The sequence below is a fragment of the Luteipulveratus halotolerans genome, assembly GCF_001247745.1.
Taxonomy (GTDB): Bacteria; Actinomycetota; Actinomycetes; order Actinomycetales; family Dermatophilaceae; genus Luteipulveratus; species Luteipulveratus halotolerans.
Genome location: NZ_LAIR01000002.1, coordinates 2476614 through 2496905, shown reverse-complemented (window position 1 = coordinate 2496905; position 20292 = coordinate 2476614). Strand labels below are relative to the sequence as shown.

Below are 20292 nucleotides of genomic sequence, written 5' to 3'. Positions count from 1 at the left end.
CGGGACAGCCTCTGAGCTTGCAGCGTCCGCAGCGCGCGAGTCACGGTGGTGGTGGGGTGCCGGTGGCAACGGCGTACCCGGCCGAGCGGCGGGGGTCGGCGTAGCTGCGGACTGCCTGATCGCCCCAGGACACGTCGAGGGCTTGGACGGATCCGTAGTTCGCGCGGGTCGATGGTGCCGTCACGCGGGCGCGGTACCCCAGCCTGGTGAGAGCGTTGCGGTGGGTCGCGGCTTCGAGTCGCAGGTCGCCCTCGTCGAGGATGAATCGTGGTGCCCGCACCGCGTCTGGCAAGGACTGGTGATGCAGCGCCCAGCGCAGGACCACGCTGGCTGTGGTGTTGGGGATCTGCCGGCCTCCAGGGGCTCCGATCACCAGAGCGGGCCGGCTCTGGTCATCGAGCAGCATGGAGGGTGAGCTCCAGGTCACCGACCGTCGCCCGGGGGATGGTGTGTTCGCCCTCGTGGTGCCGATGTCGCCGAAGCGTCCGATCTGGTCGTTGAGGAAGAAGCCGCCGACGTACTGCCCAGATCCCCAGTAGTTGGTGATCGTGTTGGTCATCGAGACGGCTGTGCCGTGGGCATCGACGACAGAGATGTGAGTGGTGTTGGGTGCGCCGGTGTACTTCGGGCCGATCCTCGCGGTGGGCCGGCGCTTCATTGACCGGGCCAGGTCAGCGTTGGCCGCCGGGTCGGTCAGCCGGGCCACCGGCACGGTGACGAAGGCGGGATCGCCGAACAGGGTCTGAACTGACTGGTCGGCGATCTGCCACGCCTGGGACTGCACGTCGATGAACGCGGCGGAGTCGGGGTCGAGGTCGCCGATTCCGGCGGCCTGTGCGACCTGCACCATTTGGATGATCGCCGCACCGGGGAGGGCCGGTGCCCCCGAGAGCATCGTGTACGAGCCGACGGGCCCGCTCGCCGGCTGGGAGACCTGGAGCCGGTAGGCATTCAACGACGATGCGTCCAGGCCCTCGACCTGGGTGAGCGCTCGGGTGAACGCGCCGCGGTAGAAGTAGTCCTCCCCGTCGCGTGCGAGCTGCTGCATGGTGCGAGCCAGCTCGGCCTGGATGAGTCGCTGACCCGCGGTGAGGGGCTTGCCGGTGCTGGCGTGGAAGTGGGGGAGGGCTTTGGTCACACGTCGGCCAAGAGGGGCGTTGATGGTGTCGGCGAGATACCGGGACACCGGGGCACCGTCGGAGGCCAGCGCAATGGCTGGTTGCAGGAGGGTGCTCCAGGGCAGCCGCCCATGGTCGCGGTGCAGGGCGGCCATCCCGGCGACGAACCCGGGGATCCCGGTGCCGCTGCGGGGGATTCGACCGGCCCGGTTGACGACCTCGCGGTAGTCGTAGTTCTGGGCACGCCCATCGCGGACGACGATGCTGACTCCGCCTCCGCCAATTCCTGAGGACGCGGGTTGCAGTACCGCATCGGCGAAGGCAGCAGCGATCGCCGCGTCCACTGCGGTGCCGCCGGCGGACAGGGTCTTCAGCCCGGCCTGCGAGGCGAGGGGGTGGCCGGAGCTGACGCCGTAGGCATTCAGTCGGCCAGTGGTGCTGCTCGGTGGCGCGCTGGGCGGCAGCAGGGTGGGTGGGCTCGCTGTTGGCTGGGGTGGGCTCGGTGGTGTGGAGCATCCGGCGAGGCCTAGCGCGGCGATCCCCGCCAGAGCTTGGCGGCGGCTCGGCGCGGGCAAGTTGTCGGTCATGCGCGAGCCCGCCGCGGTGGACCGCTGACGCGGCGGAGCCATGCTGCGCGGATCACTCGCTCGAGAGGGCCGATGTCGCTCAGGCGGAGCCAGACGTGGGCGAACGCCAGCAGTGCGGTGATGAGCGCTGTGCTCATCACGACCCCGATGGCACGGGTGTCGGCGCGCGTGGTCACGGCAATGATGAGGAAGTGGACGACGTACAGGCTGAGCGCCATCTGCCCGGCCGTGACCAGGAGGCCGCAGTAACGGCCGATGACGTGCCAGGAGCGCAAGAAGACGGCCACCGCGCACACCGCGCCACTGATGCTGCTGACCAGCCACAGCGGCATCTGACCGTGAGCGGCGCCGGTGAGCAGCTTGGCGTAACCGTCCGTGCGGCCGGTCAGAGCAGGCCCGACGACGGCCCCGGCCAGGCCCGTCGTGGTCAGGAGCGCGCCCCAGGCGATCATCGCGTTGAGCGTGACCCGGCTGGACAGGTCAAGGCCGGCGACCCACATCCCGATGAGGAACGGCACGACCCATGCGAGCACCGGGTAGGGGCCGGACAGCAGCACGCTGTGGGCGATGCCCCGAATCGGGGCTGCGATCGTCGGCGCTGTCGTGAAGTGCTGCCCGTGACCATCCAGTGTCTCGTGCGTGACGATCACCGCTGGGCCCAGCGCAGCCATGGCTACCGCAAGACCGAGAAGGGCCTGCCGCGGGAGGCGCTGCACGGCCAGGGCGAGCACGAACAGCACTCCGTACATCGGCAGGATGACGCTCACCTCCGGGGTGAGTGACTGCATCAGCAGACCGCCGAAGAGGAACAGCACGGAGCGCCACACCAGGGTGGGCCAGCGCCGCGCATCGCGTCGGCGTGAGCGGAGGAAGAAGGTCATGCTGATGCCGGCGACCAGGACGAAGAGGATCGACGCCCTGCCGTACGGAGCCAGGTAGAGGCGATCCAGTAGACCGTTCACCTTCACCGGCCCGACATTGATGATCACCATGCCTGCCAGAGCAACGCCTCGTGCGGCATCCAGGGCCAGCAGCCTGCCGGCGTCCGACTTCGCGGCATGACGCGGTGATCGAGCTCCCTCCTCGCGGCGTCGGCGCCGGGACACGGACGGCTGCTCGAGGGTGAGCGCTCGGCCCGGCCGGCGTGGGGAGATGGGCTGGTCCGCTGGCGTCATCCCGCAAACACCTCGGACGTACCTCTCCCGAGGTCGGTGGTACGCCGCACGGCAGTGCCGACGACGTAGTCGACGGTGACCGATCTACCGGTTCGGCGGGCGCAGATCGCATCGACGGCGCCGACCTGCGCCCCTGTCTGCCAGCTGCGTCCGGCATCACCGCTGATGACCAGCCGGCCGTCGACGTCGGCGCCAACGATCGTTGATGAGCCCACCCATGTTGCGACCACCAGGAGGCGCGGCGTGCGGACCGGAGACCAGCGCTGGCCGTCGTTGTAGGTAAGGAACAGGCCCCTCTCGGTCGTCGCCAGCACGGTTCCCGCCGCAGACGCGGCCAGGGCTCGAGGCGGGGCCGGCATGGTCGCGGTGAACCAGGTGCGTCCGTCCTTGGTCACGCGCAGGGCGTTGTCGTACGCGAGGGTCGCCGAGGTCGTCGAGGCCAAGGCGTGGAAGTCGGAGACTCCGCTTCGCGACTGGGCTTTCCAGGTTCGCCCTCGGTCGGTCGATGCGATCAGTCCCACCGGGTCGGGCAGTGGGCTCCCGGGCCCTGGGTGACCCGAGGCGAGGTAGGTCCCGCTCGGCGCGATGGTGAATCCCATCAGGTCAATCACCGGCCCGATGCGCCGAGGACGGCGGCCCACCACCTCGAAGAGTCCTTCGTGGGTGGCCAGCAGCACGCCACGCTCCTGCGGCGTCGGGGCGATCGCGTGAATGTGGGTGATGACGACGTCGGCGAGTCCGCTCGGTGAGGACGCTGCCCCAGGGCGCGCGTCGGAGGAGCTCTTCGGGCCGCAGGCTGTCGCGACGAGGCCGACGGTGCCGGCGAGGCCGGCGATGGCGGCGCGTCGGGACACGGGCTTGGTGACCGGGGTGAGCAAGTCAGGAGCTCGACGGCTTCAGCAGGCCCTGCATGGTGCGGATCTCCGCGTTCTGCCCCTTGATGATCGCGTTAGCGAGGCTGGTGACCTGAGGGTTGCTGGTCGTCTTCTTCACGTCGGTGGCCATCGTGACTGCGCCCTGGTGGTGCTTGATCATCATCGTCAGCCACATCCGGTCGAATGTCGAACCGCTTGCCTTCTCGAGCCCGCTCATGTCCTGCTCGGACATCATTCCGGGCATTCCGCTCATGTCGTGGCCGGCGTGGGAACCGGCGCTCGGTACCGCGGCACCCCACGACCGGAGCCACCCGCTCATCTTGGTGATCTCGGGGTCCTGCGCCTTCTTGATGTCGGTCGCGAGACGGGTGACATCGGCGGAGACGCCCTGCTTGCCCAACGCCATGTCGGCCATCTGCACGGCCTGACGGTGGTGCGGGATCATCTGCTGGGCGAAGGAGATGTCCCCCTGGCGACCCGCTGCCGTGGACGGCGTCGCCGAGGAGCTCATTCCGTCCATGCCCGGGCTGTGGCCCGAGCCGTGACCGTTGTCGTCGTCTCCGCAGGCGCTGAGCGTGAGCGCCACGACAACGGCGCCGGTGACAAGGGCTGAGGGCGAGGTCCACTTCATACGCTCCAGCCTTGCGCGCGGTTGCTGCGCGGAGGCCGAGGTTCTATGGAGATTTCATGAAGTCGGCAGGGTGATCCGGAACGTTGCGCCCGTGCCGAGTCCGCCGCTACGGGCGATGATCGACCCTCCGTGAGCGCGTACCACCGAGCGGCAGATCGCAAGTCCGATGCCGGCGCCGCCGTGGTCCCGGTCGCGGGCGCTGTCCGTCCGGTAGAAGCGTTCGAACACGTGCGACAGGTGCTCCTCAGCGATGCCGTCTCCGTCGTCGGCGACATCGATCACCGGGACTCCTGGTCCTTGACGGTCATGACCCGCTACCCGCTCGGTAGCCGATGCCACGGACCGTCTCGATGAACCGAGGGCGCGCAGGATCGTCGTCGAGCTTGCGCCGCACGTGCGCGACATGTGTGTCGACGAGGTGCTCATCGCCCACCCAGTCCGGACCCCAGATCTCATCGATCAACGCTCGTCGACCAAACGCGCGTCGCGGCTGCGCGAGCAGCGTCGCCAGCAGCTCGAACTCGGTACGAGTCAGATGGACCGGCGAGCCGTCGAGCAGCACCTCCCGGGCCTGGGGGTCCACGTGCAGGCCGCCCAGCCGCAGACCGGCCGCAGGCACGGACGCCGAGGCGCGCGGCCGTCGAAGCAGGACACCTACGCGTGCGACGAGCTCCCGCACGCTGAACGGCTTACTCATGTAGTCGTCTGCCCCGACTGAAAGGCCGATCAACGTGTCGGTCTCGCCGTCCCTGGCGGTGACCATCAGCACCAGGCAGTCGGAGAACGTACGGATCTGACGGCAGACCTCGACACCGTCCACGCCGGGAAGCCCAAGGTCGAGGACGACAACATCCGGGGCCCATTCGCGGGCGGCCGGAACCGCCTCGGTGCCGGTGTGGACGACTCGCACGTGATGGCCCGCACGATCGAGGTAGTTCGCGATCATCCCTGCCAAGGCTCGTTCGTCATCGACCACCATCACACGGGACCGGCGGTCGTTCTGCTGCACCGTCATCCGGTCAGTCTCACCGTCGTGAACCTCGCGGTGCAGCCAACGGCTGGTGAAGCGGCCAAGTCACCAGACGATCTTCGTCAAAACTCCATGGTTCGTGGGAATCGTGGCAGCAGCTGCATGGTTGGCTAGACCGACAGTGCATATACTCCCCAGGGGTATTTACGAAGGAGTCGTCGTGAGTACGCACCAGCCTCAACCGCATCCGGGCGAGAACGATCAGCACGTTGCAGAGGCGCATGGTCACCACAGCCCCGGCCACGACAATGAGCACGCCGGCCATGACGGCGCCGGCCACGGGCACCATGGGCACGGAGATCACGTGGCCATGTTTCGGAGGCTCTTCTGGGGATCGCTCCTGGTCGCGGTGCCTACCGTGCTGCTGTCGCGGATGTTCGCCGAGCTGGTTGGTTACGAGCTGCCGCACAGCTTCGTCGTGGATGCCGTCGCGCCGGTTCTCGGCACCGTCCTCTACGGGTGGTTCGGTCGTCCCTTCCTCTCGGGTGCCGTGAGCGAGATCCGGTCTCGTCAGCCCGGGATGATGCTGCTCGTCGCGCTGGCGCTGACGGTCGCGTTCGTCGCCTCGTGGGGATCCACGCTCGGAGTGCTCGCTCACCACCTCGACTTCTGGTGGGAGCTCGCTCTGCTGGTCGTGATCATGCTGCTCGGCCACTGGATCGAGATGCGCTCTCTTGCGCGTACGACCTCGGCCCTGGACTCCCTCGCGGCGCTGCTGCCCGATGAGGCAGAGCGCGTCGAGGGGGACGACGTCGTGACTGTCTCTCCGGGCGACTTGCGCGTCGGTGACATTGTCGTGGTGCGTCCCGGAGGCAGTGTCCCGGCTGACGGGCGGGTCGTCCAAGGCTCGGCCTCGATGGACGAGGCGATGATCACAGGTGAGTCCCGCACTGTTCGGCGCGGGCCCGGTGATCCGGTGATCGCAGGCACGATCGCGACTGACTCAGGTCTCCGCGTCGAGGTTGCGGCCACGGGAGAGAAGACGACGCTCGCCGGCATCCAGAAGCTCGTCGCCGACGCGCAGGCGTCCGGTTCCCGGGCGCAGCGGCTGGCCGACACCGCAGCCGGTTGGCTGTTCTGGTTCGCCCTCGGGTCGGCCGTGATCACGTTCGTCGTCTGGGCCGTGGTGGGCCTGCCCGATGACGGGGTCATCCGAACGATCACGGTCTTGGTCATCGCCTGCCCCCACGCGCTCGGTCTGGCGATCCCGCTGGTGATCTCGATCGCGACTGAGCGCGCCGCTCGTGGCGGAGTGCTGGTCAAGGATCGCCTTGCGATGGAGACGATGCGCTCGGTCGACACGGTCCTGTTCGACAAGACCGGGACGTTGACCAAGGGTCAGCCCACGGTCACCGCTGTGCAGCCGGCAGGCGGCAGCCCGCTGTCATCCGAGGATGTCCTGTCCTTGGCTGCCGCTGCCGAGGCCGACTCCGAGCACCCGTTGGCACGCGCCATCGTGCGGGCCGCTGAGCGCCGCGCCCTGGAAGTGCCGAAGGCCCACGACTTCGTCTCGCATCCCGCAGTCGGTGTCTCTGCGGTCGTCGACGGCCGCACCGTGCAGGTCGGCGGTCCCGCGCTGCTCTCACAGGTCGAAGGTGACGAGCTCGAGATCGCCGACTCCTGGCGCGATGAAGGGGCGATCATCCTCCACGTCGTCGTCGACGGCGACGTGGAGGGTGCCCTGCGGCTGGCCGATGAGATCCGTGAGGAGTCCCGTGCCGCTGTACAGGCCCTGCACGACCGCGGCGTCCAGGTGGTCATGATCACCGGCGACGCCGAAGCCGTGGCCCGCTCGGTGGGCGATGAGCTCGGGATCGACCGCGTGTACGCCGGGGTCCGCCCCGAGGACAAGTCGTCCAAGGTTGCTGAGCTTCAGGGAGAAGAGCGCACGGTGGCGATGGTCGGGGACGGGGTCAACGACGCTCCCGCGCTGGCCAAGGCTGACGTGGGGATCGCGATCGGCGCCGGCACCGACGTCGCTATCGGCTCGGCGGGGATCATCCTCGCCTCGGACGACCCCCGCTCGGTGCTGTCGGTGATCGAGCTGTCGCGCGCCACGTACCGCAAGAGCATGCAGAACCTGGCGTGGGGTGCCGGCTACAACCTGGCGGCGGTACCACTCGCAGCGGGCGTGCTCGCGCCCGTCGGGTTCGTGCTGCCGATGTCTGTCGGAGCGGTGCTGATGTCGGTCTCCACTGTGGTGGTCGCACTCAACGCCCAGCTCCTGCGGCGGCTCGACCTTCGCCCCGAGGCTGCCGCTCCGCTCGGGGAGCGACAGCCGGAACCGAACTCGGTCCACGAGCCGGCATGAGACCGCTGATGGCGCCTGGAGGCTGTCTCGGGAGCCCGTGCAGGCCGATCGCGCGGTGCTTGTCGTAGACGGACCTATGCCACTGCCCCGCACTCTCAACCCACTGCTGATCACTCCGACCCAGCACCCACAACGGCGACAGGACATCCCTGTCGCCTTCGAAGAGAGAAGAGGAACCAACGATGACCAGCACGACCTACACCGTCCAGGGCATGACCTGCTCGAGCTGCGCACGCAAGGTCACCAACGCTGTCTCCCCGATCATGGGCGTTGACGGCACCGAGGTCGACATCGCAGCTGGAACCCTCACCGTGACCGGAACCGCCGACCCCGGCGCCGTCCGCGCGGCCATCGGCGAAGCGGGGTACAAGACCACCTGACAACCGAAGTCACCGCCGTCACAGCTCGTGTGGCGGCGGTGACCCGTAAAGAAGAGCCGTCGGAATGAGCCCGGCGCAGCTCGGGGACGCCACTGAGCGTTCGGGGACTCGAGACGCCTGGCGCGGCGAAGGGCGCTGCGCGATCGGCAGGCACATCGACCAGAGCAACGACAGCTGCTCTCGGGCACAACGGCGAGCAGGCCCCGACGCGCTCACGGCTGGTCGATGGCTGCGGCAGGCCACCAGCATCACGATCGGCTCCACCCCGCGCGAAGTGATGCCGCCGATCGACCCGGCTCACTGACGATCGTCTGCGGGTCGGGACACGCCGCGCCAAGGTGACGGCTCAATGACGCGCTCGAAAGACGGCTGCTTCGCCGGTGCAGTGAGGTACCGCCCGTCATTTCGAGCCGGAGCTGAAGCTCCCTCGAAGGACCCCGAGGTCCCCGCGCCTACCCGGTGACTCCACGCTCCGACAACGAAAGGGGCGGTGGCACCGTGATGGTGCCACCGCCCCTTTCGACAGTGTGAGGATCGAAGTTCGATCCGAACGGCCTGCGCGTCAGGGCGGCCCGCTAGAGGCTGCAACACCGACTAGCAAGCCCATGTCGGACTGGGGAGGGTCCGAACTGGTCCGGTTACGGATGAGGTGGGGCAGTGGGTGTTGGCTTCCTCAGCGCCCAGGTTGCGAGGATCACCGAGAGAACCGTACCGGCGAAGATCTCGCGGCCCGAGATTCCTCCTTGGGTGACGGTTCCCACGACAAGGAGGATCACCTGAGGGATCAGGAAGGCGATGACTGCTCTGAGGGCGTGTGATCTGTTCGCTGGTACCTCCAGCCGCTCCCGAAGTTGTAGTACTGGTAAGTGTAGATCCCCTTGTTGGGCCAGTAGAAGATCTTCTGCTGTGGGTAGTGGTTCCCGAAGCACACAGACCAGATGCAGTTCTTGATCTGTCATCCGAGCCAAGCGCCCGCGCTCCCCCCGGGGCCAGGGGAGATCCCCTGTCAGCGCGGCTCAGTAACCTTGGCCCAATAGGTCGGACGGTTGAGGCGACCCACTATCCGTCATTTCGAGCCGGCTCGGCCGTGTCGCAGCCGTTGGCTCTGGGCGGGGAGCGCGTGCCCGAGGCGATCGCCGAGGCCGTGCAGGCACGGCGCCGCTGCTCGCTCTTCCCGATGTGATCGCCTGGTGCTATGCGAAGGGCGGGGCGTGGCGGCAGCTGATATCGCCGATCGTCGACATACGACGAGTGGCGCCCTAGGCAGCGCAGAACCCGAGCGCCACAACCGTCCGGATGGGTCTCGGGTCCACTTTGCGAGGCTCAACGCCCCGCGCTCCACGAGTCTACGCGTGCTGAATGTCCCAGACAACGCCGTGGTGAGTGCTCCGACGGCCCGGCAGGGCGTACGGAGCGGTCGACCGGAGGGCCTGAGAAGTTCGGCTGCTGTGCACGTGGCCGTCGGCCGGGCGACCGGCGGCGCCGCCACCATGAGCAGCCATGAAGACGAGTCTGCTGACGGCCTCGGTCGCCGTCGCGCTGCTGGCCGCCACCGCCACCGCGCCTGCCCACGCCCGCCCGACGCCCGACGGCCCGGTGGCCGTCACGACGGACAACGAGACGCCCGCGCTGTACGACGACGAGCAGGGCGGCAACGCCAGTGGCGACGACCCGGCGATCTGGGTGCACCCGCACGACTCACGCCGCTCGGTCGTGCTCGCCACCGCCAAGGAGGGCGGCCTACGCGTCTACGACCTGCGCTCGCGCGAGCTGCAGTCGCTTCCGGCCACCGCCGCGCCGCGCGCCGACGGCGTCGCCGGTCGCTACAACAACGTCGACATCGCCTATGGCATGAACGTCCGCGGTCGCACCGTCGACCTCGCCGTCGTGTCGGATCGTTACAACGACCAGCTGCGGTTCTTCACGATCGACCCGGCCGGATCTGCGACCCGGCAGCCGCTCACCGAGGTCACGGCGCCCGAGCTCGGGTTCCTGTTCAACCCCGACCGTGACGCGGTGGGAGACGAGCACACGGCGTACGGCGTGTCGGTGTGGCAGCCGCGGCCGGGCGAGGCGTACGCCGTCATTACCCAGGAGGGCACCACCCGCATCGCGACCGCCCGAATCACCAGCAGTACCAACGGTGTCGGATACTCCGACGTGCAGCACCTGAGCATGCCGGGCTCGTTCGCGCTGCCCGACGGCACCACCTGGACGCCGTGCGAGGAGCCCGGTACCGGCCCGCAGCTCGAGGGCCTGGGCGTCGATCAGGACACCTCCACGCTGTACGCGGCGCAGGAGGACGTCGGGCTCTGGCGGGTGCCGCTGCCGCTGGGCACCGGGCAGCCGCGCCTCGTCGACAAGGTCACGGACTTCGGCATCCAGGACCGGTGGAATCCCGAGACCGAGGAGTGCGACCCGGTCGGCCCGGACCGCGGCCTCGGCGGCCACCTGCTGACCGCAGACGCCGAGGGCGTCGACGTGTACGACGGCCCCGGCCGCACGGGGTACGTCGTCGTGTCGAGCCAGGGCGACGACACCTTCGCGGTCTACGGCCTGACCGGACGCAACCGGGCCGTCGGCAGCTTCCGCATCCGTGGGGTCGACGGTGCCGACGACGTCAACGGCAGCGACGGCCTGGCGATCGCGAGCCGGCCGGTCGGGCCGTACACGCGCGGGCTGCTGGTCTCGCACGACGAGCCCGAGACCGGCGCGGACGTCGACCCCGAGCGCGACGCGACGAACTTCTCCTACGTCGGCTGGGGCTCGGTCGCCGACGCGCTCGGCCTGACCGCCGTACCCCGCTGACACACCGGCCGAGAGTGCACGCCGCGTCGTTCTGGCGCGGCCCAGGGCGACACGGCGTGCACTCTCGGCGCCGCGCCGGTGACGTGAACGGGAGAGGCGAGGCTCAGGCGTGGGCGGGCTCGGACGCGCGCTCGGACGACTCCTCGACCGTGGTCGCAGCGGCCGACGCCTCCTCGCGCCGCCAGGCACGGAAGGAGTGGGCGATCGCGGCCGCCCAGACGGCGTACAGCACGGCGTAGACGGCGTAGCGCGTGCCGTCCGAGGCGTCGATCCAGTCGCTCTTGAGCAGGGTGCGTGAGTTGGTGACGATGATGACGCCGCCGACCATCGAGCCCAGGATGCGCGGCGGGATGTGCCGCACCAGCCAGGCCGCGATCGGGGCTGCGATGGCGCCGCCGATGAGCAGCGCGGCGACCCAGCCGAAGTCGATGCCCTGCGATCCGAGCGCGGTCAGGAAGCCCAGGCTCGCGGCGATCGCCACCAGGAACTCGGAGGTGTCGATCGAGCCGATCACCTTGCGCGGCTCCAGGCGGCCCGAGCTGAGGATCGCCGGGGTGCCGACCGGCCCCCAGCCGCCGCCACCGGTGGCGTCGACGAAGCCCGCGACCAGGCCGAGCGGACCGAGGAAGCGCTTGCGCAACGGCTTGCCGAGCTCGCTCTTCTTCAGGCCCCACAGGGTGAAGCGGGTGAGGACGTATAGGCCCAGGGTCAGCAGCACCAGCGCCATCACGGGCTCAGCCGTCTCGGTCGACAGGTTGGACAGGAACGTCGCGCCGGCGAACGCGCCGACCGCACCCGGGAGGCCGATCTTGAGTACGACCGGCCAGTCGACGTTGCCGAACTTCCAGTGCGAGGTGCCCGAGATGAGCGTCGTCCCGATCTCGGCGAGGTGCACGGTGGCCGAGGCCGCGGCCGGGTTGGTGCCGATCGCGAGCAGCAGCGTCGTGGAGGTGACGCCGTACGCCATCCCGAGACTGCCGTCGACGAGCTGGGCGCCCAGGCCGACGAGAGCCAGCAGGACGAGTCTGCGCATGGTGGTGCTCCTGAACGATCCGGGAGAGGCGGGTGCCTCGCCCAGCGGACGATAACAGGATGCGCTAGATGGAATAACCGACCATTACTCAATGTGAGACGGTCGGGGCGGGTCGTCGCTCAGCCGGGTCGGCCCGAGCGCACCCACCCGTCCGGTGAGGCCCCGGCGCTGCCGCGCGGACGCGGACGACCCCAGCGCGAGCGCGGCTCGGGAGTCTCGGGCCGGTCGCCGCCACCGGCTGCCGAGAGCACGGCCAGCACGGCGGCGACCTCCTCGGCCGAGGCGTCGCCGCTGATGACGCGCAGCGGGGACTGCTCGCCGGTCACAGCGGGATGTTGCCGTGCTTGCGCGGCGGCAGGGTCTCGCGCTTGGTGCGCAGGGCACGCAGCGCCTTGATGACGTAGGTGCGGGTGTACGACGGCGGGATCACCGAGTCGACGTAGCCCCGCTCGGCCGCGATGTAGGGGTTGGCCAGGGCGTCCTCGTACTGCTGGATGAGCTCTTGGCGCTTGGCCTCGACGGCGTCGGTGTCGCCGCCGGTCTCCTCGGAGACGGCGGCGATCTGCTTGCGGTAGAGGATGTTGGCCGCACCCTGCGCGCCCATGACCGCGATCTGCGCGGTGGGCCAGGCGAGGTTGATGTCGGCACCGAGGTGCTTGGAACCCATCACGTCGTACGCGCCGCCGTAGGCCTTGCGGGTGATGATCGTCACCAGCGGCACGGTCGCCTCGGCGTAGGCGTACAGCAGCTTGGCGCCGCGGCGGATGATGCCGCCCCACTCCTGGTCGGTGCCCGGCAGGAAGCCGGGCACGTCAACGAACGTGAGCACCGGGATGTTGAACGCGTCGCAGGTGCGCACGAACCGCGCGGCCTTCTCGGAGGCGTTGATGTCCAGGGTGCCGGCCAGCTGCATCGGCTGGTTGGCCACGACCCCGACGGGGCGGCCCTCGACCCGACCGAAGCCGGTGACGATGTTCGGCGCGAACAGCTCCTGGGTCTCGAGGAACTCACCGTCGTCGAGCACGTGGTCGATGGCCGTCTTGATGTCGTACGGCATGTTGGGTGAGTCGGGGACGAGCGTGTCGAGCTCGCGGTCGACGTCGGTGACCTCCAGGTCGACCTCGGTGTCGTGGACGACGGGCTCGTCCATGTTGTTGGAGGGCAGGTAGGCCAGCAGCTCCTTGACGTAGTCGATCGCGTCGGTCTCGTCGGAGGCCATGTAGTGAGCGACACCGGACTTGGTGTTGTGGGCGCGGGCGCCGCCGAGGTCCTCGAACGCGACGTCCTCACCGGTCACGGTCTTGATGACGTCGGGGCCGGTGATGAACATGTGCGAGGTCTGGTCGACCATCACGGTGAAGTCGGTGATCGCGGGGGAGTAGACGGCACCGCCGGCGCACGGGCCCATCACCAGCGAGATCTGGGGGACGACGCCGGAGGCGTGCACGTTGCGGCGGAAGATCTCGGCGTACAGACCCAGAGCGACGACGCCTTCCTGGATGCGCGCGCCGCCGGAGTCGTTGATCCCGACCACGGGGCAGCCGATCTTCGCGGCGAGGTCCATGACCTTGACGATCTTCTCGCCGAACACCTCACCCAGGGACCCGCCGAAGACGGTGAAGTCCTGGGAGAACACGCAGACCGTACGACCGTCGACCGTGCCATAGCCGGTGACGACCCCGTCGCCGTAGGGGCGGTGGGCGTCCTGCCCGAAGTTCGTCGACCGGTGGCGGGCCAGCTCGTCCATCTCGATGAACGAGCCCTCGTCCAGCAGCATCTCGATGCGCTCGCGAGCGGTCTGCTTGCCCTTGGCGTGCTGCTTCTCGACCGCGCGGGCGGATCCGGCGTGAACGGCCTCGTCGTTGCGCAGATGCAGGTCAGCCAGGCGGCCCGCGGTCGTCCTCAGGTCGGGCTCGTCGGAGGGCTGTGCGGCGTTGCTCATGCGCGAGACAATAGCCTTGGCGATGTGAGCCACATCGCGGACGTCGAGCTACCGGAGCGTAGGGCCTTGCAGCGTGACGTGCTCGTCGCTGCCCTGGCCGGTCAGCCGTGGTCCGACGTGGTCGTCCACGACTCGATCGGCTCGACCAACGCCGAGCTGCTCGCCGACCCTGCACCGTGGCGGGTGGTCACCACCGACCACCAGGCCGCCGGCCGCGGGCGCCTGACCCGCACCTGGCAGGCACCGCCGCGGTCCTCGATCGCGGTGTCGGCGAGCCTTCCCCTTCCGCGCGACCACGCCGACTGGGGCTGGGTCCCGCTCCTGGTCGGTACGACGGTGCGCGCGGCAGTCGGTGATCTCGCCCCGGTCGACGTCGGGCTGAAGTGGCCCAACGACGTGCTCGCGCGCCCGTCCGGCTCAGGGGAGCAGCCGTGGCGCAAGCTCGCCGGCATCCTGTGCCAGACCGCGACACCCGCCGGCGGCGCGCCTGTCGTGGTTGTCGGCGTCGGGCTCAACGTCGACCAGAAGGCCGACGAGCTCCCTGTCGAGACGGCCACGTCGCTGCGGCTGTGCGGAGCAGGGGCCGTCGACCGCACGGCCCTCGTCGCCCGACTGCTGAGCGGTCTCGTCGACCTCCAGCGCGCCTGGGCGGCGGGTGACCTGCAGACCCTGCGGTCGGCGTACCGCGACGCCTGCGTCACGCTCGGCCGGCAGGTCGACGTCCACCTGCCCGACGGGACCGTACGCCGCGGCGAGGCCACCGCGACCGACACCGACGGACGACTCGTCGTCCGCGCAGCAGACGGTGAGGTGGCGCACGCGGTCGGCGACATCGTCCACGCCCGACCGGTGGCCGATGACCAGGGCGAGGTCCGATGACCGACCGGCCGCCCGAGCCCGACGCGACCGAGGGTGAGGTCGCGCAGACCAGCGCGAGCGCGTCGTCCACGTCGGCCGAGGAGCGCGAGAGCGCCCGCTACGTCGACGAGATCGAGGCGCGCCTGCTGGGTGCGGGTCGCACCCTGCGCCGTGCGGACGTCGCAGAGCGCGCCGGTGCCTCCAGCGAGGACGCGCGTCTGCTGTGGCGCGCGCTCGGGTTCGCCAGTCCTCGCGACGAGGACGTCATGTTCAACGAGACCGACGTCGCCGCGCTGCGTGCCTCGGCCGACCTGGTCCAGGAGCTGCAGATCGACGAGGCGACCGCGTTGTCGATGGCTCGGGCGTTCGGTCGCACCACCGACCGGCTCGCGATGTGGCAGACGCAGCTGGTCGCCGACTTCGTGAGCGGCGACAACGGCATCGGCCTCGACCGCCACACCGCGCTGCGCACCGCCGAGCTGATCGGCGAGATGGCCGACCAGGTCGAGCCGATGCTGGTCTACGCGTGGCGACGCAACCTCGCGGTCGCGATCTCGCGGATGGTCGCCGACTCCGAGCCCGAGAGCCACATCGGCGTCATGCGCACCGTCGGGTTCGCCGACCTGGTGAGCTTCACCCAGCTCGTGCGTCAGCTGAGCGAACGCGAGCTGGCTCAGCTGGTGCTGCGGTTCGAGGCGCTCGCCTCCGACATCGTCTCCTCGCACGGCGGTGCGCTGGTCAAGACCGTCGGTGACGAGGTCCTGTTCACCCACCAGGAGATCGGTGGCGCGGTCGACATCGCGTTCGACCTGGTCGAGTCGGCCGCTGCTGACGACCTGGTGCCTCGTATGCGCGTCGGGATGGCCACCGGCCGTGTCCTGGCCCGCCTCGGTGACATCTACGGCACGACGGTCAACCGAGCGGCGCGCCTCACTGCCCAGGCACGCCCGGGCACGGTGCTCGCCGACGCTGCTGTCGCCGAGGTGGTGCGCGACCGGACCGGGGTCCGCACCGCCGCGATCGACCCGATCGACCTCCCGGGCATCGGCGAGATCGTGCCCTGGGCCCTACGGCGCGAGCGCCCGACCGGCGCCGACGAAGGAGAACGATGAGAGCACCCCACGAAGGCGTCCGCTCGTACCTCGCTGCGATCCGCGGTGACCTCGCATGAGCACCGACACCCTGGTGCAGGTCCGTCGCCACGGTGAGCACGTGGCCGAGCTCGTGCTCGACCGACCTGATGCACTCAACGCCATCTCCACCGAGGTGGCGCGGCAGCTGGGCCGCGCCACCGCCGACCTCGCCGCCGATGACACGGTCCGGTGCGTCGTCGTGAGCAGCTCCAGCCCCAAGGCGTTCTGCGTCGGGGCTGACCTCAAGGAGCGCAACGGCTTCACCGATGCCGACCTGGTCGCCCAGCGGCCGGTCACTCGGGCCGCCTACACCGGCGTCCTCGACCTCCCCATGCCGGTCGTGGCCGCGGTCGAGGGCTTCGCGCTCGGCGGCGGACTCGAGATCGCGCTGTCCTGCGACCTGATCGTGTGCGGCGAGAAGGCTGTCGTCGGCCTGCCCGAGGTCTCGGTCGGCGTCATCCCTGGCGGCGGCGGCACTCAGCTGCTGACGCGTCGGGTCGGCTGGTCCAGGGCCGCACGGATGATCTTCTCCGCAGCCCGGCTGCACGCCGGCGACGCCCACAGCGTGGGCGTGGTCGACGAGGTCGTTGCGGCCGGCGAGGCACGCTCGTACGCACTGGAGTGGGCCGCCGCCGTGGCAGCGAACTCGCCCGTGGGGCTACGCAATGCCAAACGAGCGATGCGGCTGGGGCACGATGTGAGTCTTGATGCGGGACTGGAGATCGAGGACGCCTGCTGGCGGGCGACCGCGTTCTCCGGTGACCGTGCAGAAGGTGTGCGGGCGTTCGCCGAGAAGCGAGCGCCCCAGTGGCCAGGTCGATGACAGTGTTGGCAACGAGGAAGCGGTGACCCCCAGATGAGTGACGCCCCCACGATCCTGCCGATGGCACGGGTTCTGCTCGCGGAGGACGACCCCACCATCTCCGAGCCCCTGGCGCGTGCGCTGCGCCGCGAGGGCTACGAGGTCGACGTCCGGGACAACGGCGAGGCCGCTCTTGCCGGCGCCAAGGAGAACCCCGACGTCGTCGTGCTCGACCTCGGACTCCCCAAGATCGACGGCCTCGAGGTGTGCCGGCGGCTGCGGGCGTCCGGTCGTACGGTCCCGGTCCTGATCCTGACCGCCCGGGCCGACGAGGTCGACACGGTGGTCGGCCTCGACGCCGGCGCCGACGACTACGTCACCAAGCCGTTCCGGCTCGCCGAGCTGCTCGCGCGCGTCCGGGCGCTGCTGCGCCGCAGCCCCACCGACGCCGCGAGTGTCACCCCGCTCGTCCGCATCGACGCCGACGCCCGTCGGGCGTTCTTCGGCGACGACGAGCTCCAGCTCACGGCCAAGGAGTTCGACCTGCTGCGGGTGCTCGTGCGTGAGCAGGGCAAGGTCGTCTCGCGCGAGCAGCTCATGCGTGAGATCTGGGAGACCGCGTGGTTCGGGTCGACCAAGACCCTCGACATGCACGTGTCGGTGCTGCGCCGCAAGCTCGGCGACGACGCGTCGTCGCCGAAGTTCATCACGACCGTGCGTGGGGTGGGCTTCCGGTTCGAGCCGGGTGCGGGTGACTGAGTGAACCTGCGGGACCGTCTCGTCCGGGCCAACGTCGCCACGGTCGTCGTCGCGGTCCTGATCGTCGGTGCGCCCATGCTGGTGGCCGTCGTCACCACGTTCGTCCTGCGCGCCACGGGCCACGGCTCGGCGCTGATCATGGTCGCGGTGCACGTCGTGCTCGTCGTCGTGCTGAGCCTGCTCGCGATCGGCGTCGCGGCGCGCCTGGCCCGCCGCAACGCCGACGAGATCGCGGTGCCGATGACCCAGCTCGCCGACCGCGCCGAGGACCTCGGGGCACGACGGCCGAAGTTCCAGGCGCTCACCACCGACATCGCCGAGATCGACAAGGTGTCGCGGGTGCTCCAGCGGCGCGCCTCCGACCTGGCGCGCCAGCTCGCCAACGAGCGCGACTTCGCCTCGGACGCCAGCCATCAGCTGCGCACGCCGCTCACGGCGCTGCTGATCCGGCTCGAGGAGATCTCGCTGTCGGACGACCCCGTGCTGATGCGCGAGGAGGCGCACATCTGCATCGACCAGGTCGAGCGCCTCACCCGGGTCGTCGACGACCTCCTGCGCCGCTCGCGCGCGACACCGGACGACCAGGTCCCGGCGGTCTCGCTCGACGCGGTGCTCGCGAGCCTGCAGCTGGAGTGGCTGCCGGCTTTCCAGCAGGCGCGGCGCAGCGTCAAGGTCTCGGGTCAGCGTGATCTGCAGGTGCTGGCCTCACCCGATCACCTCGCCCAGATCATCTCCACTCTGCTCGAGAACTCCCTCAAGCACGGCGACGGGCGGGTCGAGGTCAACGCGCGTCGCAGCGGGCCGTCCGTGGTCGTCGAGGTCACCGACGAGGGGCCAGGCATCGACCCCGCGATCGCGGCGCACATCTTCGAGCGGCAGGTCACCACCGGCGGCACCGGGCTCGGCCTGGCCCTCGCGCGCGACCTGGCCCAGTCCAACGGTGGCCGTCTCGAGCTGCTCGGCATCCACCCGCCGCAGTTCGCGCTGTTCCTGTCGGAGGCGCCCGGCGCGCAGTGAGCGGCCACCGGCGTACGACGGGGTCGACAGGCCGTACGCCGGTGCGTCAGCGTGTGGTGAGAGCGTCCTGCTGCTCGTCCTCACCGATCGGCTCGTTGGCGAACACGAACTGCCGGTACGTCCAGAACCGGAAGAGCGTGCCGAGCCCGATGCCGATGAAGGCGTTGACGTTGTTGGCGAGACGGCCGTCCATGTCGAGCGTGTAGTGCGCGAACGCCAACCAGGCGGCGGCGATGCCGAGCGCGATGCCGTTGACGACGAAGAACAGGATGACCTCGTGGGCGACCGGTCGGTTGCGCCGGTGCCGGAAGGTCCAGTAGCGGTTGCCGACCCAGGCCACCAGCGTCGCGAACGCACCGCTCACGATCTTGGCGGTCGTGATCTTGTCCTCGAGGGCGCCGTTGGCGAGCAGGTTGAACCCGCCCATGTCGATGACGAAGCAGACGGCGCCGACGATCCCGAACTTGGCCATCTCGCGCCACAGGACGTCGACGGCACCCCGCACCCGGTCGAGGAGGTGAGGGGTCTCGGTGGTAGCGCTGGACGGCACCCCCTGACTGTAGACGTGGCCGCTGCGCCTCCGCGTAGGGTGTGCGCCGTGAACGATGCGCAGGAGACCCCGAGCCCACCTCGAGCGCCCGGAGGTTTTCCCGTCGTCGGGGTGATCGGCGGTGGTCAGCTGGCCCGGATGATGCAGCCGCCCGCGGTCAACCTCGCGATCACCTTGTCGGTGCTCGCCGAGAGCGAGGACGCCTCGGCCGCACTGGTCGTGCCGCACGCGCCGGTCGGTGAGCACACCGACCTGGAGGCCGTACGAGCCTTCGCGCGTGAGTGCGACGTCGTCACCTTCGACCACGAGCACGTCCCCGCCGAGGTCCTGTCAGCCCTCGAGGCGGACGGCGTGACGCTGCACCCGTCGCCGGCGGCACTGGTGTACGCCCAGGACAAGCTCGCCATGCGCCGGCGGCTCACCGAGCTCGGCGTCCCCTGCCCCGCGTGGGCCCAGGTCACCGACACGGCAGGCCTGCAGGCGTTCGGGGACGAGCACGGCTGGCCGGTCGTCGTGAAGACACCCCGCGGCGGGTACGACGGCAAGGGGGTGCGCGTCGTACGGTCCGCCGACGAGGCGTCGGACTGGCTGGAGCGTGCGGCCGACAGCGGCGGCCTGCTCGCCGAGGAGGCCGTGCCGTTCACGCGCGAGCTCGCCGTGCTCGTCGCGCGTAGCCCGTCCGGCCAGGCCGCGGTGTGGCCGGTGGTCGAGACCGTGCAGACGGACGGCATCTGCACCGAGGTACTCGCGCCGGCGCCCGACCTGCCCGAAGAGCTCGCGGCCGGCGCCACCGAGGCCGCGCTGCGCATCGTGGGCGAGCTCGACGTCACGGGCGTCATGGCGGTCGAGCTGTTCGAGGTGGACGGCGGCTTCGTCGTCAACGAGCTCGCGATGCGACCGCACAACAGCGGCCACTGGACCATCGACGGCTCGGTCACGAGCCAGTTCGAGCAGCACCTTCGGGCCGTGCTCGACCTGCCGCTGGGCGCCGTCGCCGCGCGGGCGCCGTGGACGGTGATGGGCAACGTGCTCGGGGGCGACTACCCCGAGCTCTACCCGGCGTACCGGCACATCCTCGCCCGCGATCCCGGGCTGAAGGTCCATCTCTACGGCAAGGGCGTGCGCCCGGGTCGCAAGATCGGGCACGTCAACGTCAGCGGTGACGACCTGGCCGACCTGCGATCGCGGGCACAGCACGCAGCCGACTACCTGCAGGGAGTGATCACCGAATGAGCAGCGACGAGCATGTAGCGCAGGTCGAGGGCGAGGAACGAGCACGCGGC

At 69.9% G+C, this 20292-nt stretch carries 19 protein-coding genes; 9 read left to right on the top strand and 10 right to left on the bottom strand.

Features of this window, described 5'->3' with window-relative positions; genetic code table 11:
* Positions 1 to 40: 40 nt before the first annotated feature.
* The 6 genes from VV01_RS12540 to VV01_RS12515 are packed head-to-tail and all read right to left on the bottom strand — an operon-like array spanning position 41 to position 5401.
* Complete coding sequence (locus tag VV01_RS12540) at positions 41 to 1705, bottom strand: gamma-glutamyltransferase (protein ID WP_197275037.1); 1665 nt, start codon at positions 1703 to 1705, stop codon at positions 41 to 43.
* Positions 1702 to 2880 carry a DUF418 domain-containing protein gene (locus VV01_RS12535; protein WP_071606370.1) on the bottom strand — a complete coding sequence of 393 codons (1179 nt, stop codon included), beginning with the start codon at positions 2878 to 2880 and terminating at the stop codon, positions 1702 to 1704. The genes VV01_RS12540 and VV01_RS12535 overlap by 4 nt, the downstream gene beginning before the upstream one ends.
* On the bottom strand, positions 2877 to 3758 hold the full coding sequence (locus VV01_RS12530; RefSeq protein WP_071606369.1) for a F510_1955 family glycosylhydrolase: 882 nt from the start codon (positions 3756 to 3758) through the stop codon (positions 2877 to 2879). Before VV01_RS12530 ends, VV01_RS12535 begins: the two co-directional genes overlap by 4 nt.
* A 1-nt stretch (position 3759) precedes the next feature.
* A complete protein-coding gene (locus VV01_RS12525; RefSeq protein WP_050670181.1) occupies positions 3760 to 4386 on the bottom strand; it encodes a DUF305 domain-containing protein in 627 nt (208 codons plus the stop codon).
* A 54-nt stretch (positions 4387 to 4440) separates the two neighbouring features.
* Entirely contained in the window at positions 4441 to 4668 is a 228-nt protein-coding gene (locus VV01_RS23900) for a sensor histidine kinase (RefSeq protein ID WP_050670180.1), read from the bottom strand.
* Positions 4669 to 4690: 22 nt separating this feature from the next.
* Positions 4691 to 5401 carry a response regulator transcription factor gene (locus VV01_RS12515; protein WP_050670179.1) on the bottom strand — a complete coding sequence of 237 codons (711 nt, stop codon included), beginning with the start codon at positions 5399 to 5401 and terminating at the stop codon, positions 4691 to 4693.
* A 175-nt stretch (positions 5402 to 5576) separates the two neighbouring features.
* On the opposite strand from VV01_RS12515, the gene VV01_RS12510 reads away from it, so the two are divergent.
* The 3 genes from VV01_RS12510 to VV01_RS12500 all read left to right on the top strand — a co-directional run bounded on the left by VV01_RS12510 (position 5577) and on the right by VV01_RS12500 (position 10915).
* Complete coding sequence (locus tag VV01_RS12510; protein WP_050670178.1) at positions 5577 to 7727, top strand: heavy metal translocating P-type ATPase; 2151 nt, start codon at positions 5577 to 5579, stop codon at positions 7725 to 7727.
* A gap of 182 nt (positions 7728 to 7909) precedes the next feature.
* A complete protein-coding gene (locus tag VV01_RS12505) occupies positions 7910 to 8107 on the top strand; it encodes a heavy-metal-associated domain-containing protein (RefSeq protein ID WP_050670177.1) in 198 nt (65 codons plus the stop codon).
* Between the two features lie 1500 nt (positions 8108 to 9607).
* Positions 9608 to 10915: a phytase gene (locus VV01_RS12500; RefSeq protein WP_050670176.1), complete on the top strand. Its 1308-nt coding sequence runs from the start codon at positions 9608 to 9610 to the stop codon at positions 10913 to 10915.
* Positions 10916 to 11018: 103 nt separating this feature from the next.
* Here VV01_RS12500 and VV01_RS12495 read toward each other — a convergent pair whose 3' ends face one another.
* The 3 genes from VV01_RS12495 to VV01_RS12485 all read right to left on the bottom strand — a co-directional run bounded on the left by VV01_RS12495 (position 11019) and on the right by VV01_RS12485 (position 13890).
* Entirely contained in the window at positions 11019 to 11948 is a 930-nt protein-coding gene (locus VV01_RS12495) for a sulfite exporter TauE/SafE family protein (RefSeq protein ID WP_050670175.1), read from the bottom strand.
* A 119-nt stretch (positions 11949 to 12067) separates the two neighbouring features.
* On the bottom strand, positions 12068 to 12274 hold the full coding sequence (locus VV01_RS12490; RefSeq protein WP_050670174.1) for an acyl-CoA carboxylase epsilon subunit: 207 nt from the start codon (positions 12272 to 12274) through the stop codon (positions 12068 to 12070).
* Positions 12271 to 13890 carry an acyl-CoA carboxylase subunit beta gene (locus VV01_RS12485; RefSeq protein ID WP_050670173.1) on the bottom strand — a complete coding sequence of 540 codons (1620 nt, stop codon included), beginning with the start codon at positions 13888 to 13890 and terminating at the stop codon, positions 12271 to 12273. Before VV01_RS12485 ends, VV01_RS12490 begins: the two co-directional genes overlap by 4 nt.
* 24 nt (positions 13891 to 13914) lie before the next feature.
* Here VV01_RS12485 and VV01_RS12480 point away from each other — a divergent pair, with 24 nt between their 5' ends.
* Genes VV01_RS12480 through VV01_RS12460 form a run of 5 tightly spaced genes read left to right on the top strand, consistent with a single transcriptional unit; the run spans position 13915 to position 18459 of the window.
* On the top strand, positions 13915 to 14769 hold the full coding sequence (locus VV01_RS12480) for a biotin--[acetyl-CoA-carboxylase] ligase (protein WP_071606368.1): 855 nt from the start codon (positions 13915 to 13917) through the stop codon (positions 14767 to 14769).
* Positions 14766 to 15860 (top strand): adenylate/guanylate cyclase domain-containing protein, encoded by a 1095-nt coding sequence (locus VV01_RS12475; RefSeq protein WP_071606367.1) that lies wholly within the window; start codon positions 14766 to 14768, stop codon positions 15858 to 15860. The genes VV01_RS12480 and VV01_RS12475 overlap by 4 nt, the downstream gene beginning before the upstream one ends.
* A 55-nt stretch (positions 15861 to 15915) precedes the next feature.
* Positions 15916 to 16704, top strand: a complete 789-nt coding sequence (locus VV01_RS12470) for an enoyl-CoA hydratase/isomerase family protein (protein WP_050670171.1) — start codon at positions 15916 to 15918, stop codon at positions 16702 to 16704.
* 60 nt (positions 16705 to 16764) lie between these two features.
* Complete coding sequence (locus VV01_RS12465; protein WP_050671904.1) at positions 16765 to 17442, top strand: response regulator transcription factor; 678 nt, start codon at positions 16765 to 16767, stop codon at positions 17440 to 17442.
* Positions 17443 to 18459, top strand: a complete 1017-nt coding sequence (locus tag VV01_RS12460; protein ID WP_050670170.1) for a sensor histidine kinase — start codon at positions 17443 to 17445, stop codon at positions 18457 to 18459. It abuts the gene before it with no gap.
* Between the two features lie 46 nt (positions 18460 to 18505).
* On the opposite strand, the gene VV01_RS12455 is transcribed toward VV01_RS12460, so the two are convergent.
* On the bottom strand, positions 18506 to 19009 hold the full coding sequence (locus tag VV01_RS12455; protein ID WP_050670169.1) for a GtrA family protein: 504 nt from the start codon (positions 19007 to 19009) through the stop codon (positions 18506 to 18508).
* A gap of 48 nt (positions 19010 to 19057) precedes the next feature.
* Between VV01_RS12455 and VV01_RS12450 the strand changes: the two genes are divergently transcribed.
* Entirely contained in the window at positions 19058 to 20242 is a 1185-nt protein-coding gene (locus VV01_RS12450) for a 5-(carboxyamino)imidazole ribonucleotide synthase (protein WP_050670168.1), read from the top strand.
* Positions 20243 to 20292: the final 50 nt, after the last annotated feature.